This is a genomic window from Synechococcus sp. RedBA-s, assembly GCF_024345495.1.
In the GTDB taxonomy this organism is placed as follows: Bacteria; Cyanobacteriota; Cyanobacteriia; order PCC-6307; family Cyanobiaceae; genus Regnicoccus_A.
Genome location: NZ_JAGQBF010000001.1, coordinates 134629 through 150439, shown reverse-complemented (window position 1 = coordinate 150439; position 15811 = coordinate 134629). Strand labels below are relative to the sequence as shown.

Sequence of the window (15811 nt, the reverse complement as noted above, 5' to 3'; positions counted from 1 at the left end):
AGAGCCTCAGCCGTAGATCCCGCGATGAATGAACCCGTTGTGGCTCCTGAGCTCTACATCAACCGTGAGCTGAGCTGGATCGCGTTCAACAGCCGCGTGCTGGCCCAGGCCCTCGATCCCGCCACGCCATTGCTGGAGCAGGCGAAATTCAGCGCCATCTTCAGCAACAACCTCGATGAATTCTTTATGGTCAGGGTGGCGTCCCTGAAGTCGCAGCTGGAGGCCGGCCTCTCCACCCTCAGCGACGACGGCCTCACCCCCAGGCAGCAGCTGGAGGCTATCCAGCAGAAACTGCGGCCGCTGCTGGAACAGCAGCAGGCCCATTATCGCCATCACCTCAAACAGGAGCTGTTCGAGCAGGGCGTTCAGCTGATCGACTACCAGCGGCTGAACAAGCAGCAGAAGACCTGGGTCAACACCTACTTCCAGACCGCCATCTTCCCGGTGCTCACACCCCTGGCGGTGGACCCGGCCCATCCCTTCCCGTTCATGAGCAACCTCAGCTTGAACGTGGCGGCACTGATCCGCGATCCCGACACCAAGCAGCAGCAGTTCGCCCGGGTGAAGGTGCCCACCAAGACCCTGCCGCGCTTCGTGGAAATTCCCACCGAGCTCTGCAGCCGTGAGCCCTCCCCCGTCTACACAGTGGTTCCCCTGGAGCAGGTGGTGGCCTTCAACCTGCAGCTGCTCTTCCCGGGCATGACGATCGAGGGGCATTACTTCTTCCGCATCACCCGCGACGCCGACCTGGAGCTGCGTGATCTGGAGGCCGACGACCTGATGGAGGCCCTGCAGGAGGGCCTGCGCAAACGCCGCCGCGGCGGCGAGGTGGTGCGGCTCGAGGTGGCCGATGAGATGCCCGATGAGGTGGTGGACCTGCTGATGGAGGGCACCGCCGTGGATCCGGCCGACCTCTACCGGGTCAATGGACCGCTGGGGCTCGACGACCTGATGCGCCTGCTGGCGATTCCCCTGCCCCAGCTCAAGGACAAACCCCACCAGGGCCGTACCCCCACGGCCCTGGCCCGGGCGCAGAAGAGCCGCCTGGGGGATGGCTCGATCAAGGCGGAGGAGTTCGAGAGCATCTTCGCGGCAATCCGGCGCAGCGATGTGCTGCTCCAGCACCCCTACGACCTCTTCTCCACCTCGGTGGAGGAGTTCATCGGTCAGGCCGCCGATGACCCCTCGGTGCTGGCCATCAAGATGACCCTCTACCGCACCTCGAAGGATTCACCGATCATCGCGGCGCTGATCCGCGCCGCCGAGAACGGCAAGCAGGTAATGGCGCTGGTGGAACTCAAGGCCCGCTTCGACGAGGACAACAACATCCAGTGGGCGCGCCAGCTAGAGCACTCCGGCGTTCACGTGGTCTATGGCGTGCTGGGCCTCAAGACCCACACCAAGATCATGCTGGTGGTGCGCAAGGAAAAAGAGCGCCTGCGCAGCTATGTGCACATCGGCACCGGCAACTACAACTCCAAGACCTCCAGCCTCTACACCGACATCGGCCTGCTCTCGGCCCAGCCGGAACTGGGTCAGGATCTGGTGGAGCTGTTCAACTACCTCACCGGCTTCTCGAAGCAGCAGAGCTTCCGTAGCTTGTTGGTGGCTCCCGTCACCCTGCGCAAGGGAATGGAGGCCCTGATCGAGCGTGAAATCAGCCATGCCCGCGAGGGCAAGGGCGGACACATCCGCGCCAAGATGAATGCCCTAGTGGATCCAGCCATCATCGCCCTGCTCTACGAAGCCTCCCAGGCAGGGGTGGTGATCGAGCTGGTGATCCGCGGCATGTGCTGCCTGAGGCCCGGGGTGCCCGGCGTGAGCGAAACGATCCAGGTGATCAGCATCATCGGCCGCTTTCTCGAGCACTCGCGCATGTTCTGGTTCGCCAATGCCGGCGAGGCGGAGATGTACATCGGCAGTGCCGATTGGATGCCCCGCAACCTGGATCGCCGCGTCGAAGCGGTGACACCGATCAAGAATCCGCAGCTGCGGGGCCAGCTGGAGCGCCTGCTGGACACCTATCAGAACGACGACTGCGCCGCCTGGGACATGCAGAGCGACGGCAGCTTCATCCAGCGCCAGCCCAGCGGCGAACCCCGCTGCGCCCAGCTGGATCTGATCAAGCAATGGCGCACGGGTCTGGCGGCCCCGGCCTGATCGATCCAGGCCCCGAACCTGACACCTGATGTAATCATCGCTACACCAGTTGCAGAATTGGCATCATGGATAACTCAATGAAGAAAAATTGTCCTGCTCCTTTAGGGTATTTTCGGATTCATACAGCAGCCAACCTCCCGACCCTGCTACATTCCGCCCACAACACATCCGTAGGCTGGGGTGATGGGGACAACGCTGCAATCCACCCCTGCCACAGGTCTCGCTCCCAAGAAAGCGAAAACCTCGGCACGGGCGGCCCAGCCCAAAACCGGAGGCGGCCGGCTCAGCGCTGATTCGATCGGCTGGTACCTCAGCAACATCGGCCGTGTTCCTCTGCTCACGGCAGCGGAAGAAATTGAGTTGGCTCACCACGTTCAGGCGATGAAATGTCTGCTTGAACTTCCGGACGCTTCCCTCACCCCCCGCCAGCGTCATCAGATCCGCATGGGCGGCCGTGCCCGCGACCGCATGATGGCCGCCAACCTGCGGCTGGTGGTGAGCGTCGCCAAGAAATATCAGAATCAGGGATTGGAGCTGCTGGATCTCGTCCAGGAAGGGGCGATCGGGCTGGAGCGGGCCGTCGATAAGTTCGATCCCGCCATGGGCTACAAGTTCTCCACCTATGCCTACTGGTGGATTCGTCAGGGCATGACCCGGGCCATCGATAACAGCGCGCGCACGATTCGCCTGCCCATTCATGTAAGTGAAAAACTCTCGAAGATGCGCCGCATCACCCGGGAGCTCTCGCACCGTTTCGGCCGTCAGCCCAACCGGCTGGAGCTCTCCCATGCCATGGGCATGGACATCAAGGATCTGGAGGATCTGATTTCCCAGAGCGCCCCCTGCGCCTCCCTCGATGCCCATGCCAGGGGCGAAGAGGATCGCAGCACCCTCGGTGAGCTGATCGCCGATCCAGCCAGCAACGAGTCCATGGATCACATGGACCGCTCGATCCAGAAGGAGCACCTCAGCGCCTGGCTCTCCCAGCTCAACGAGCGCGAACAGGAGATCCTGCGCCTGCGCTTCGGCCTGGAGGGCAAAGAACCCCTCACCCTCGCTGAGATCGGCCGCAAGATCAATGTTTCGCGTGAACGGGTGCGCCAGCTGGAGGCCAAGGCGATTATGAAACTGAGGCTGATGAGCAACCTGCAGCAGGCCGCCTGAACCTGGCACGCCTTAACCCGGGCCGCCTGAACCCGGGCCACTGCCAACCTGGACCCCGACTGTCGGGTGTCAGGCCGTGATCGGAGTGGTGTTGGTGCTGCTCTGGCTGGGAGCTGTGCTGGGCCTGGCGCTGGGGGCGAGGCGGCGCTGGCCTGATCAGCCCGAGTGGAGCCGCAAGCTGCTGCACATCGGCACCGGACCTGTGGTGCTGATCGCTTGGGCCACCGGGATCGATCGCTGGATTGCCCTGCCGGCGGCCGCTGTGGTCACCCTGCTGGCGGCCCTGAACCACCGCTATCGCCTGCTGCCGGCCATCGAGGACGTCGGTCGCCACAGCTATGGAACGGTGGCCTACGGCGCCGCGATCACCCTGCTGCTGGCGCTGTTCTGGCCGGCCCAGCCCCAGGCCGTGGCGGCTGGGGTGCTGGTGATGGCCCTGGGAGATGGCTTCGCCGGGCTGCTGGGACCGCTGATCCCCTCACCGAGCTGGCAGATCCTGGGCCAGCGCAAATCGGTGATGGGCACCACAGCCATGGCCGGCACGGCGCTGCTGGTGCTGCTTCTGCTGCGTCAGCAGCAGGGCGCAGGGCCCGGCCCTGGCGCCCTGCTGCTGATCAGCCTGGTGGCCACCCTGCTGGAGCAGCTGGCCGTGCTGGGCCTCGACAACCTCACGGTGCCTGTGGTCACGGGGCTGCTCTGGAGCTGGCTGGCGCTCAGGCCCTGAGCATCCCCTCGCAGCGGTGCTGCCAGTCGAGGGAGGTGCCAAGACCGGCCACCACCAGGCGATCGCTGGGCTCGGCCTTGAGGCGCAGCTGCCACTGGCGGATCACTTCGGCCCGCTCCATCCAGACCTGCAGCACCGTGGTCTGGATGCCCTCGGCATCCCAGCCCCGTTGCCGGGCAGAACCCAGAGCCCAGCCGAGCAGATCATCCAGCTGAAAGGGCCGAAAGCCGGCGAAGACCGGCCCTGTGGATTCATTGGCCGCGCCACTCTGCTCAAGATAGAACAGCTGAAGCGGCTCGCTCAAGCCACAGAATTGCAGGAGATACGACATCAAATAGCCTCCCGATGCATCGGCGGATGCCTCATGGAAGGGCAACTTAGTGCTCCAGCCAGAAACAACTGTTCAACAGGAACATCCTGTTGCAACGCATGATTCTGGCAGTCTCACTCTGGGAGTGCCAGAACTAACCCAGTCAGACCGGCGCCAGCTGGCTGGCCTGGGCGCCGGCCACGGCTTCGGCCAGGCCGTCCAGCACCGTGCGGGTGGTCTCCAGGTCGATGCAGGCATCAGTGATGCTCTGGCCGTAGGCGAGCTCGCTGAGATCGGCGGGGATCGACTGATTGCCGGCCACCAGGTGGCTTTCGATCATCACGCCCATCACATGGCGGGAACCCCCACGCAGCTGGGCGGCCACCTCGGCGAGCACCTCTCCCTGGCGACGGTAGTCCTTGTTGGAGTTGCCGTGACTGCAGTCGACCATCAGCCTCGCCGGCAGACCCTGCTTCTGCAGCGCAAGGGCCGCCTGCTCGATGGCCTCCGAGTGGTAATTGGTGCCTCCCTTACCGCCGCGCAGCACCAGATGGCCATCGGGGTTGCCGGTGGTGGAGACGATCGCGGCATGGCCCAGCTGGCTGATGCCCAGGAAATGGTGGGGCTTGGAGGCGGCCTGCATGGCATGGATGGCCGTGACGGCGCTGCCGTCGGTGCCGTTCTTGAAACCGATCGGCATCGACAGACCCGAGGCCATTTCGCGGTGGGTCTGGCTTTCGGTGGTGCGCGCCCCGATCGCAGTCCAGCCGATCAGATCGGCGATGTACTGGGGCACCACAGGATCGAGCAGCTCGGTGGCGGCGGGCAGGCCCATCTCGGCCAGGTGCATCAGCAGGCCCCGCGCCAGGCGCAGCCCGGTGTTGATGTCGTAGCTGCCATCGAGGTGGGGGTCATTGATCAGACCTTTCCAGCCCACGGTGGTGCGGGGCTTCTCGAAGTACACCCGCATCACCACCTCCAGCTGGTCGCGGTGCCGCTCACGCACCTCGGCGATCGCCTCGGCGTAGGCCCGGGCGGCCTTGACGTCATGCACCGAACAGGGGCCGACGATCACCAGCAGGCGCGAATCCTGACCGTGCAGGATCGCCTTGATGCGCTCGCGGGCATCGAGCACGGTGCGGGCCGCTGTCTGGCTCAGGGGCAGTTCGCGATGCAGAACCGCCGGTGCCACCAGCGGCCGTGTCTCCACGATGTGGAGGTCGGAGGTGGTGAGCATGCCGGGAGCGGGTGTGAACCGTGGGCCAATCCCACACCCTAGAGACTCCCATCACGGCATCTTTGGCATCCACCGTGACCGAGGAGGGGCCCTCGGCCAGAAACAATGGGATCAACTCCGTCGTTTCGCCATGCCCTCTTCTTCAGAGAGTGTCACCGACCTGCTGGTCAGCTACCGCCAGGCGGAGGCGGAGCGCGCGGCCCTGGGGGTGCCGCCCCTGCCGCTGACCGCCGCCGACGTTCAGGCCCTCACCCAGCTGCTGGAGCAGCCTCCCGCCGGCGAGGAGGCCTTCCTGCTCGATCTGCTCAGTGAACGCATCCCGCCCGGGGTGGATGAGGCCGCTTACGTCAAGGCCAGCTGGTTGAGCGCCATCGCCCAGGGGCTGCGCGCGAGCCCGCTGCTGAGCCCGATCGAGGCCACCCGGCTGCTGGCCACCATGATCGGTGGCTACAACGTCGGCGCTCTGATCAGCCTGCTCGGCCACGCCGATGCCACCATCGCCGCCGAGGCGGCCAGCGGCCTCAGCCGCACCCTTCTGGTCTACGACTCCTTCCACGACGTGCTGGAGCTGGCGGCCAGCAACCCCTGGGCCCAGCAGGTGGTCGACTCCTGGGCCGCGGCCGACTGGTTCACCGCCAAACGGGCGCTGCCGGCTGAAATCACCGTCACGGTGTTCAAGGTGGAGGGCGAAACCAACACCGACGACCTCTCCCCCGCCACCCACGCCACCACCCGCCCCGACATTCCCCTGCACGCCATGGCGATGCTGGAGACCCGGATGCCGGGCGGCCTGGAGCTGATCGAGCAGCTCAAGGCCAAGGGCCATCCGGTGGCCTACGTGGGCGACGTGGTGGGCACCGGCAGCTCGCGCAAATCAGCGATCAACTCGGTGCTCTGGCACACCGGTACCGACATCCCCCATGTACCGAACAAACGCGGCGGCGGGGTGATCCTGGGGGGCAAGATCGCCCCGATCTTCTTCAACACCGCCGAAGATTCCGGCGCCCTGCCGATCGAGTGCGATGTCTCGGCTCTGAACTCGGGCGATGTGATCACGATCCGGCCCCTGGCCGGCACGATCGAGCGGGCCGCAGGTGAATCGAACGCCGGCGCGGTGGTGGCCAGCTTCGAGCTCAAGCCCAGCACGATCGCTGATGAGGTGCGCGCCGGCGGCCGCATCCCCCTGCTGATCGGCCGCTCCCTCACCGACAAGGTGCGCACCCAGCTGGGCCTGCCGCCCTCGGAGTTGTTCATCCGCCCCGCCGCCCCGGCCGACACCGGCAAGGGCTTCACCCTGGCCCAGAAGATGGTGGGCCAGGCCTGCGGCCTGGCGGGCGTGCGCCCCGGCACCAGCTGCGAGCCGCTGATGACCACCGTGGGCTCCCAGGACACCACCGGGCCGATGACCCGCGATGAGATGAAGGAGCTGGCCTGCCTCGGCTTCTCCGCTGATCTGGTGCTGCAGAGCTTCTGCCACACCGCCGCCTACCCCAAGCCGGTGGATCTGAAAACCCACGCCGAGCTGCCCGATTTCATCAGCTCCAGAGGCGGGGTGGCCCTTCGTCCCGGCGACGGCATCATCCACAGCTGGCTGAACCGCATGCTCCTGCCCGACACCGTGGGCACCGGCGGCGACAGCCACACCCGCTTTCCCCTCGGCATCTCCTTCCCGGCCGGCTCGGGCCTGGTGGCCTTCGCCGCCGCCATCGGCGCCATGCCCCTCGACATGCCCGAATCGGTGCTGGTGCGCTTCACCGGCTCGCTTCAGCCTGGCGTCACCCTGCGTGACGTGGTCAACGCCATTCCCTGGGTGGCGATTCAGAAGGGCCTGCTGACCGTGGCGAAGGCGGGCAAGGTCAACGTGTTCTCCGGCCGGATCATGGAGATCGAGGGGCTGGCCGATCTCAAGCTGGAGCAGGCTTTTGAGTTAACGGACGCTACCGCCGAGCGCTCTTGCGCCGGCTGCACGATCAAGCTCTCGGAAGCCACCGTGGCCGAATACCTGCGCAGCAATGTGGCGCTGCTCAAGAACATGATCGCCCGCGGCTATCACGATGAGCGCACCATGGCCCGACGTATTCAGGCCATGGAGGCCTGGCTGGCCGATCCCCAGCTGCTGGCCGCCGATGCCGACGCCGAGTACGCCGAAATCATCGAGATCAACCTCGATGAGCTCAGCGAACCCGTGCTGGCCTGCCCCAACGATCCCGACAACGTCAAGCTGCTCAGCGAGGTGGCCGGCGAGCGGATCGATGAGGTGTTCATCGGCTCCTGCATGACCAACATCGGCCACTACCGTGCCGCCGCCACCGTCCTTGATGGGGCGGGCACCAGCGCCGCCAAGCTCTGGGTGTGTCCCCCCACCCGCATGGACGACGAGGTGCTGCGCGCCGAGGGGTACACCAGCAAGTTCGAGGCCGCCGGCGCCCGCATGGAGCTGCCCGGCTGCTCACTCTGCATGGGCAACCAGGCCCGGGTCGACGACAACACCACGGTGTTCTCCACCAGCACCCGCAACTTCAACAACCGCCTGGGCAATGGTGCCCAGGTGTACCTGGGCAGCGCCGAGCTGGCGGCGGTCTGCGCCCTGCTGGGCCACATCCCCACCCCGGCCGAGTATCTGGAGATCGCCGCGGCCAAGATCGATCCCCTCTGCGATCAGCTCTACCGCTACCTCAACTTCGATCAGATCGAGGGCTTCGAAGACCAGGGGCGCGTGGTGAGCAGCGAAGAGGAGGCCAGGGTGCTGGCGGAGGTCTGAACCTGAGCCGCGCAGCGATGCCCGCGCTGTTGGCTGGATTGGCCCCGGTGCCGACCGCTATGCCGACGCCTCGGCCTCCACCCTTCAGGAGGGGCAGAACAACACCCTGATGATCCTCGCGTTCCTGCTGGGCTCCGGCGCAGGAACGCGAGTTTCACCTCGGCAGGGTGCGGAGGCGCGCAAGGCCTGAACCGGCATTCTTGTAGTTCAGATTACAAAATGTCGCGTCTTCAGATGCTGCTGCTTTCGCTGCATACCTTGAGGATCGTTTGCCCCTCTGCCATGAACGCCACACGCCTCTGGACCCGCTCCGCTTGGAGCGCGGTGATCCTGGCCTCGCTCCTGCTCACCAGCTGCCAGGGCGCCAAGGAGGGCATGAAGCAGGCTGGGGAGGGCATGGGAGAGGCGACCAAGCAGGCGGCCGGTGATGCTGCCAGAACGGCCGTGACCCCGGCACTGGCTCCGCTGATGGACATCCTCAACAAGGGCGAGAGCCAGATCAAGGCCGGCGACCTCCAGGCAGCCGTGGCCACCATGGGCGGATTCGAGGGGATCTTCAAGAAGGTGGGGCCGCTGATCCAGCCCCTGGCCGGCGACAAGTGGCCCGCGATCGAGGCCGCCGCCCAGCAGGTGATCAGCACCTTCGGAGGCGCCACACCCCCCACCGCCGAGAGCGGCAGTGGGGCCATCACCGGGCTGATGGGCCTGCTGAAGGGTCTCAAGCCCAACTAGCCGAGCGATCTCCAGGGCTCCACCATCAGCGGGGCGCCGGCAGGAGCAACGGCCAGTCCCTGGGGGTGACAGCCTGGGGTCACTGCGCCAATGGCCTTTCCCTGGACCAGGAAACCCTGCTGTTCGAACCGGCCAGGCCGGCTTCAGACGCCCTGCGCACCGTGCTGGCCTTCCCCAGCACCTACTCCGTGGGCATCACCAGCCTCGGTTTTCAGGTGGTCTGGGCGACCCTGGCACGGCGGTCCGACCTGGATGTGCGGCGACTGTTCACCGACCGGGGCGATCCCCCCCACCGCCACTGCGATCTGTTCGGGCTCTCCCTCAGCTGGGAACTGGATGGGCCGGTGCTGCTGGATCTGCTGGAGCAGCAGGGCATTCCGCTCTGGAGCCAGGAACGGGGTGAAGACGATCCGATCGTTTTCGGGGGCGGGCCGGTGCTCACCGCCAACCCCGAGCCCCTGGCCCCCTTCTTCGATGCCGTCCTGCTGGGCGACGGCGAACAGTTGCTGCCCGACTTCGTGGAGGCGGTGATCGCCCGCCGGCAGGCCCCCAGAGCCGAGCGGCTACGCGCCCTGGCCATGGTCCCGGGTGTGTACGTGCCGGCGCTCTACTCCCCCCGCTACGACTCCGATGGTCGCCTGCTGGGAGTCGAGCCAACAGAGGCCGGCATCCCGGCGACCGTGGCCAAGCAGACCTGGCGGGGCAACACCCTCAGCCACTCCACTGTCATCACCCCCGAGGCGGCCTGGCCCTCGATTCACATGGTGGAGGTGGTGCGCAGCTGCCCCGAACTCTGCCGCTTCTGCCTGGCCAGCTACCTCACCCTGCCTTTCCGAACCCCGTCGCTGGACGACGGCCTGATCCCCGCGGTGGAAGCGGGCCTGGGGGCCACCCGCCGGCTGGGGCTGCTGGGGGCCTCGGTCACCCAACACCCCCAGTTCGCCGACCTGCTGAGCTGGCTCGACCAGGACCGCTTCGATGACACCCGGGTGAGCGTCAGTTCGGTGCGGGCCGCCACGGTGACCCCACAGCTGGGGCGGATCCTGGCCCGGCGGGGCAGCAAATCACTCACGATCGCGATCGAAAGCGGCAGTGATCGCCTGCGCCAGGTGGTGAACAAGAAGCTCAGCGGCGAGGAGATCTTCGCGGCGGCCCGCTACGCCAAAGAAGGAGGGCTCAGCGGCCTGAAGCTCTACGGCATGGCCGGCCTGCCCACCGAAGACGATGACGACATCGAAGCCACCGCCGATCTGCTGCTGGCCCTGAAAAAAGCCACCCCCGGCCTGCGCCTGAGCCTGGGGGTGAGCAGTTTCGTGCCCAAGGCCCACACGCCCTTCCAGTGGGAACCGCTGCGGCCCGAGGCGGAAAAGCGGCTGAAACACCTGGCCAAACGGCTCAAACCCAAAGGCATCGAGCTGCGGCCTGAGAGCTACGGCTGGAGTGTGATCCAGGCCCTGATCTCCCGCAGCGACCGGCGCCTGGCCGCCGTGATCGCCGCCGTGCGCGGCCGCCACAGCAGTCAGGGCGGCTGGAAGGCCGCCTACCGCGGCGTCTGCGAGCAGAGGGAGGGAAACCTGCCGCTACTGCCGTCCTGGCAGGAGACGATCCATGGCGTCTGGGAGGCGGATCGGGTGTTGCCCTGGGAGCACCTGGAGGGGCCACTGCCCAAGGCCACCCTGGCCAGGCACCGCCAGGAGGCCCTGGCGGTCGGCGAGCTCAGCCCTGCTGGCGCGGCTGCGGGTTGAGGGAGTAGGCGCGCAGGCCGCAGAGCAGCACCCAGCCGGCGATGTTGATGCGGCTGTCGTACATCGGGATGTCAGTGGCGTGCAGCGTCACCAGCACCAGGGCCGACGCCCACCAGGCGCGATCGAAAACCGGAGCTGCGGCGATTCCCAGGCGCGCTGCCCAGATGAGCAGCCAGAACACCAGAGCCACCACCATCACCGCCGCGGCCAGGCCATGGCTCAGGGCCAGGTCGATGACCACGTTGTGGGGATGGCCATGCCACAGGCCCGTCCGCAGGGGATAAATCACGCTGAAAGCCGCGGCACCCCAGCCGAACCAGGGCCGTTCGGCGATCAGCCCCACGGCCACACCCCACTGGCTGAGACGGGTGCTGGCCAGGTCGCGCTCGCCGGCGAACTTGAAGTCGTTGAGACGGGCCCAGACTGCCTCGGGCACCAGGGCTCGGGCCGGGGCCTGCAGCAGCAGCGGCACCCCCGGGAGACTGGCCAGCCCCACGGGGATCAACAGCAGCAGCAACAAGGGCAGCAACCAGATCCAGCGGGCTGGCCCCACCACGAGCGGCAGCGCCAGCACCAGGGCCCCCCAGGCGTTGCGGGAGTCGGTGAGGGCCACGGCAGCCACTAGGCCCACTGTAATCAGCAGCGCCGGCAGGCGCTTGAGCCACGGCTGAGGGCGCTGCAGCAGGGCCGCCAGGGCGAAGGGCCAGGCCAGGGCCAGCCAGGCTCCGGCGATGTTGGCGTAGTCGAACAGGCCGGCCAGGCGCCCGGGTGGGTTGCCACCGGCCTTGAGGTGCCAGATGATCGCTCCCCCCAGAATCTGAAACGGGCCGCTCCAGCCCCAGAACAGTTGTCCCAGGCCAGTGACGATCACCGGCACGGTGCCGGCCACCAGCCAGAGGGCCACCCGGCGGCGGGCCGGGGCCGAGGCCAGATAGGGCTGATACCCCCAGAACGCCCAGAAGAAGGGCAGCCAGTTGCCGAGGCCCACCCAGGCCAGCCAGCCACTGGAGGCGGTGAAACAGCCCAGCACCATCAGCGCTGACACCAGCAGTAGCACCTGGTTGACGCGATCCCGCCACCAGGGCAGGCGCTGGTGGCAGCCGAGGATCAGGGCCACCAGCAGCAGCGCGCCAGCCAGCAGGGCCGAACTGGCCAGCAGCAGCAACCCCAGCTGGAAGCAGCGCCATCCCAGGGGCGAAGCCCCTTCGGGCCTGGCCGCATCAAGGCGCCCCAACCATGGCTGATTCACGAGAACACGGCGGTGCGACCCCGGTAGACCATCACCTGGCGGCGCAAGTGCAGGCGCAGGGCCCGGGCCAGGGCCAGCCGCTCCATGTCCCGGCCCTTGCGGATCAGGTCCTCCACATCATCCCGGTGGCTCACGGGCACGGTGGCCTGCTCGATGATCGGTCCGCCGTCGAGATCCTCGGTCACGTAGTGGGCCGTGGCCCCGATCAGCTTCACGCCCCGCTCCCAGGCCCGGTGATAGGGCTGAGCGCCCTGGAAGGCGGGAAGGAAGGAGTGGTGGATGTTGATCACTGCGTCAAAGCGGGAGAGGAACTCGGGGCTGAGCACCTGCATGTACTTGGCGAGCACCACCAGCTCGATGCCGTGGTCGTCGAGCAGCTGCAACTGCGCCCGCTCAGCCTCTTCCTTGGCGGCGGGCAGCACCGGCAGATGAACGAAACGTGCCCCGAAATTCTCCGCCAGCGCCTGCAGATCTGGGTGATTGGAGATCACCAGCGGCACCTGCATCGGCAACTCCCCGGCCCGGGTGCGCCAGAGCAGATCCACCAGGCAGTGATCCTGCTTACTCACGAAGATCGCCACCTGGGTGGCGGCGTCGGAGAAGTGCAGCTGGCCCTCGCCGCCGAGCCGCTGTGCCAGGGCCTTCACCGCCGGCGCCACCGCCTCCCGTGGCAGTCCGAAACCCTCCAGCTGCCACTCGATCCGACTGAGGAACAGCCCGGCACCGGCGTCGGTGTGGTGATCGGCGTGGCGGATGTTGCCGCCGTTGCCCGCCACCCAGCCGGAGAGCTCACTGACCAGGCCGGGGCGGTCGGGGCAGATCACCTGCAGAATCGCTGTGGGCACGCTCATCGGCACCGGGGCCTGTCCGAAGGGCATTGTGCCCGGCGCTCCCCAGCCAGTCGCCTGCAGGGCAGACGGCAATGAAGGTGCGGCGTACAGTCGCTTCTTACTTCGTTGTTCGCCATGGCCGCTCAGCTGGTTTCCACCCTTCGCGATTCCCTGCGGCGGCTGGCCCTTCTGGCCCTCGCCGTGGTGCTCAGTTTCGGGTTGGTGGCCTGCGGTGGCGGCCAGGCCAAAAAACCCCCGAGCATCAGCCCCGCCGACATGGCGATCATCCAGCGGCAGGCCGAAGGCTTCCTCGCCGCCAAGGATCGCTTGCCCGAGCTGGCCTCCCTGGTGAACGGCAAGAACTGGGTGTTCACCCGCAACTTGATCCACGGCCCGATGCAGGAAGTGGGTCGCGAGATGCTGTACATCAACCAGCGCCTCCTGCCCGCCGACCGCGCCGGGGCCACGGCCCTAGCCAACCAACTCAAGAGCGCCCTCGCCGAGCTCGATGAGGCCGCCCGTCTCCAGGACGGAGAACGGCTGCGCAAGGGCTACATCAAGGTGGCCAGCGGCTTCGGCTCCTACGCCGAAGTGCTCCCTGCGGCCGCCCTGCCCAGCGGCTCCGCAGGCTGAGCGCCAGCCGGCCGGATCTGGGATACCCGGCGGAGAGGTCCATCGCTGAACGAACCAGCTCGGTGCTGGTGATTGGTGGAGGCATCGTCGCCCTGGCCACCGCCTGGTTGCTGCAGTGCCGTGGGCATCGGGTGTGCTTAATCGCCCCCGATGCCCACGGGCCAGATCCTGGTGAGTGCCGCAGTGGCAGTGCCGCAGCCCTTGGGGTGCTGATGGCCCAGGTGTTTCAGCGCAGCCGGGGCCGTGCCTGGCACCTGCGCCAGGCCTCCCTCGCCCTCTGGGAGCAGTGGCGCCAGGAACTGGCCGGGCGCGGCTGCCCCATCCCCTTCCAGGCCGGCCTGCTGCTGCTGGCGCGGGATGCCGCCGACGCCGAACGGCTGCAGCGGCTGCTGGAGGAACGCCAGGCCCTCGGCCTGCCGCTGGACTGGTGGAGCCCTGAGCGGCTGGAGGAGCAGGGCCTCGCTGGCGGCGACGGCAACCTGGGCGGGCTCCACTCGACCCAGGACGGACAGCTGGATCCCCTGGCCGCCATGGACGCTTTTCGCCGTGATGGCCTGCGGCGGGGTCTGGAACTGATAAGCGATCGGGTGCTGGAACTGGAGCGGCAGCCGGCGGGCTGGAGGGTGCACGGCCACGGGGCCGCCCCGGCCAGCGAGGCTGCGTGGCTGGTGGTCGCAGCAGGGTTGGCCAGCGAGGCGCTGCTGGCACCCCTGGGGCACCAGCGACCGATGGAGCCGGTCCTGGGCCAGTGCCTGGAGCTGGTGACCAGCGATCCGATCCCCTGGCCCTGTCCTGTGGTGTGGCAGGGCCTCAACCTGGTGCCCCGTCCCGGCGGAGGACTGTGGCTGGGGGCGACCCTGGAGCCGGGGGATCAAGCCGAGCCGACGCTGCTGGAGCCGATGCGGCAGCTCGCCAGCGCAGCCCCGGGCTGCGGTTGGATCAGGTCGGCGGCCGTGGCTCGCCACTGGCAAGGCCTGAGGGCCAGGCCCATCGGCCGACCGGCCCCCCTGCTGGAGCCACTGGAACCAGGGCTGCTGCTACTCAGCGGTCACTACCGCAATGGTGTGCTGCTGGCGCCGGCCTCAGCCCAGTGGGCCCTGGGGCAGATCGAAGGTTCCCTTACCTGTCGTTAACGTCTGCGGGGAGATGGCTGGATAGCGTCGCCGGGTGACTGCAGGCCCCAAGCGTTCTCTCCCCACCATGAAACACAGCCAGCCCCGTTCCCTCGCCCCGGTCTGTACGGCCGTGGGGCTCAGCCTCACCCTGGCCCTCTCCGCCTGCGGGGGAGGCAGTGGTGGTGGCGGCGGCGTCACCGGCAGCCTCAATGGAGCAGGAGCCTCCTTCCCGGCCTCGATCTATCAGCGCTGGTTCCAGGATCTGGCCAGCGAGGGCATCAACGTCAATTACCAGTCGGTGGGATCAGGGGCTGGCGTGCGTCAGTTCGTGGCGGGCACCATCGATTTCGGTGCCTCCGACGCGCCGATGAAGGCGGACGACATCGCCAAGGTCAAACGAGGCGTGGTTCAGGTGCCGATGACGGCGGGCGCCATCGCCGTGGCCTACAACCTGCCCGGCTGTGATCTCAAGCTCAGCCAGAAGCAGGTGGTGGGGGTGTTCCTCGGCAAGATCAAGAACTACAAGGATCTGGGCTGCGCCGACAAGCCGATCAACGTGGTACACCGCTCCGATGGCTCCGGCACCACCTACAACTTCACCAACAGCCTGGCGGCCTTCAGCGACGAGTGGAAGAGCGGACCCGGGGCGGCCAAGTCGGTGGCCTGGCCCACCGGCGTGGGTGCCAAGGGCAATGAAGGCATCGCCGCCACCTTGAAGCAGACACCCGGCGGTATCGGCTATGTGGAAACCGCCTACGTGCAGGGAGAACTCCAGGCGGCGGCCGTGGCGAACAAGAAGGGCGACATGCTCAAGCCCACCAACGAAACCGCCAGCACCGCCCTGGGCTCGATCGACATCGGTCCTGAGCTGGTGGGCAGCGATCCCAATCCGGCCGTCGGCTACCCGATCGTGACCTTCACCTGGATCCTGCTCTACAAAACCGGCAACGGTGACAAGACCGCCCTGCTCCAGAAGGTGTTCGAGCACACTCTCTCTCCCAAGGCCCAGTCACTGGCCCCCGAACTGGGCTACGTGAGCCTGCCCCCCGAAGTGGTGACCAAAGCCAAGGAAGCCGTGGCCAGTATCGGCAAATGAGTCCTGCCAGGTGAATCAGGGAAGGGTGGCAACAAAAGCCGCCCTTCCCTGATTC

General features: G+C 67.1%; 13 protein-coding genes. 9 read left to right on the top strand and 4 right to left on the bottom strand.

Features of this window, described 5'->3' with window-relative positions:
• The first annotated feature begins 24 nt into the window (after positions 1-24).
• The 3 genes from ppk1 to KBY67_RS00670 all read left to right on the top strand — a co-directional run bounded on the left by ppk1 (position 25) and on the right by KBY67_RS00670 (position 4048).
• A complete protein-coding gene (gene ppk1, locus KBY67_RS00680) occupies positions 25-2160 on the top strand; it encodes a polyphosphate kinase 1 (RefSeq protein WP_255107523.1) in 2136 nt (711 codons plus the stop codon).
• Positions 2161-2343: 183 nt separating this feature from the next.
• A complete protein-coding gene (locus KBY67_RS00675) occupies positions 2344-3324 on the top strand; it encodes a sigma-70 family RNA polymerase sigma factor (RefSeq protein ID WP_255107522.1) in 981 nt (326 codons plus the stop codon).
• Between the two features lie 79 nt (positions 3325-3403).
• Entirely contained in the window at positions 3404-4048 is a 645-nt protein-coding gene (locus tag KBY67_RS00670; RefSeq protein WP_255107621.1) for a diacylglycerol/polyprenol kinase family protein, read from the top strand.
• Here the strand turns inward: KBY67_RS00670 and KBY67_RS00665 are convergent.
• The gene (locus tag KBY67_RS00665) at positions 4038-4352 is read right to left on the bottom strand and encodes a hypothetical protein (RefSeq protein ID WP_315855531.1); all 315 of its coding nucleotides are present in this window, start codon (positions 4350-4352) and stop codon (positions 4038-4040) included. The genes KBY67_RS00670 and KBY67_RS00665 overlap by 11 nt on opposite strands.
• A 169-nt stretch (positions 4353-4521) precedes the next feature.
• Positions 4522-5595 carry a 3-deoxy-7-phosphoheptulonate synthase gene (locus KBY67_RS00660; RefSeq protein WP_255107519.1) on the bottom strand — a complete coding sequence of 358 codons (1074 nt, stop codon included), beginning with the start codon at positions 5593-5595 and terminating at the stop codon, positions 4522-4524.
• Between the two features lie 130 nt (positions 5596-5725).
• Here KBY67_RS00660 and acnB point away from each other — a divergent pair, with 130 nt between their 5' ends.
• The 3 genes from acnB to KBY67_RS00645 all read left to right on the top strand — a co-directional run bounded on the left by acnB (position 5726) and on the right by KBY67_RS00645 (position 10833).
• Entirely contained in the window at positions 5726-8356 is a 2631-nt protein-coding gene (gene acnB, locus KBY67_RS00655) for a bifunctional aconitate hydratase 2/2-methylisocitrate dehydratase (RefSeq protein ID WP_255107516.1), read from the top strand.
• Between the two features lie 282 nt (positions 8357-8638).
• Positions 8639-9088 carry a hypothetical protein gene (locus tag KBY67_RS00650; RefSeq protein ID WP_255107514.1) on the top strand — a complete coding sequence of 150 codons (450 nt, stop codon included), beginning with the start codon at positions 8639-8641 and terminating at the stop codon, positions 9086-9088.
• Between the two features lie 161 nt (positions 9089-9249).
• Positions 9250-10833 (top strand): radical SAM protein, encoded by a 1584-nt coding sequence (locus KBY67_RS00645; RefSeq protein WP_255107618.1) that lies wholly within the window; start codon positions 9250-9252, stop codon positions 10831-10833.
• Here KBY67_RS00645 and KBY67_RS00640 read toward each other — a convergent pair.
• Both KBY67_RS00640 and purU read right to left on the bottom strand, forming a co-directional pair.
• Entirely contained in the window at positions 10805-12082 is a 1278-nt protein-coding gene (locus KBY67_RS00640) for an O-antigen ligase (RefSeq protein ID WP_255107511.1), read from the bottom strand. The two genes, KBY67_RS00645 and KBY67_RS00640, sit on opposite strands and share 29 nt — an antisense overlap.
• Positions 12079-12933, bottom strand: a complete 855-nt coding sequence (purU, locus tag KBY67_RS00635) for a formyltetrahydrofolate deformylase (RefSeq protein WP_255107509.1) — start codon at positions 12931-12933, stop codon at positions 12079-12081. The genes KBY67_RS00640 and purU overlap by 4 nt, the downstream gene beginning before the upstream one ends.
• A gap of 114 nt (positions 12934-13047) precedes the next feature.
• Between purU and psbQ the strand changes: the two genes are divergently transcribed.
• The 3 genes from psbQ to pstS all read left to right on the top strand — a co-directional run bounded on the left by psbQ (position 13048) and on the right by pstS (position 15756).
• Positions 13048-13545, top strand: a complete 498-nt coding sequence (gene psbQ / locus KBY67_RS00630; RefSeq protein WP_255107507.1) for a photosystem II protein PsbQ — start codon at positions 13048-13050, stop codon at positions 13543-13545.
• 62 nt (positions 13546-13607) lie between these two features.
• Positions 13608-14678: an FAD-binding oxidoreductase gene (locus tag KBY67_RS00625; RefSeq protein ID WP_255107505.1), complete on the top strand. Its 1071-nt coding sequence runs from the start codon at positions 13608-13610 to the stop codon at positions 14676-14678.
• 67 nt (positions 14679-14745) lie between these two features.
• The gene (gene pstS, locus KBY67_RS00620) at positions 14746-15756 is read left to right on the top strand and encodes a phosphate ABC transporter substrate-binding protein PstS (RefSeq protein ID WP_255107502.1); all 1011 of its coding nucleotides are present in this window, start codon (positions 14746-14748) and stop codon (positions 15754-15756) included.
• Positions 15757-15811 lie beyond the last annotated feature (55 nt).

Bases quoted from the DNA above. Each gene is read 5' to 3' on its own strand.
- ppk1 (WP_255107523.1), top strand. From the start codon at position 25: ATGAATGAACCCGTTGTGGCTCCTGAGCTCTACATCAACCGTGAGCTG.
- KBY67_RS00675 (WP_255107522.1), top strand. From the start codon at position 2,344: ATGGGGACAACGCTGCAATCCACCCCTGCCACAGGTCTCGCTCCCAAG.
- KBY67_RS00660 (WP_255107519.1), bottom strand. From the start codon at position 5,595: ATGCTCACCACCTCCGACCTCCACATCGTGGAGACACGGCCGCTGGTG.
- acnB (WP_255107516.1), top strand. From the start codon at position 5,726: ATGCCCTCTTCTTCAGAGAGTGTCACCGACCTGCTGGTCAGCTACCGC.
- KBY67_RS00650 (WP_255107514.1), top strand. From the start codon at position 8,639: ATGAACGCCACACGCCTCTGGACCCGCTCCGCTTGGAGCGCGGTGATC.
- purU (WP_255107509.1), bottom strand. From the start codon at position 12,933: ATGAGCGTGCCCACAGCGATTCTGCAGGTGATCTGCCCCGACCGCCCC.
- psbQ (WP_255107507.1), top strand. From the start codon at position 13,048: ATGGCCGCTCAGCTGGTTTCCACCCTTCGCGATTCCCTGCGGCGGCTG.
- pstS (WP_255107502.1), top strand. From the start codon at position 14,746: ATGAAACACAGCCAGCCCCGTTCCCTCGCCCCGGTCTGTACGGCCGTG.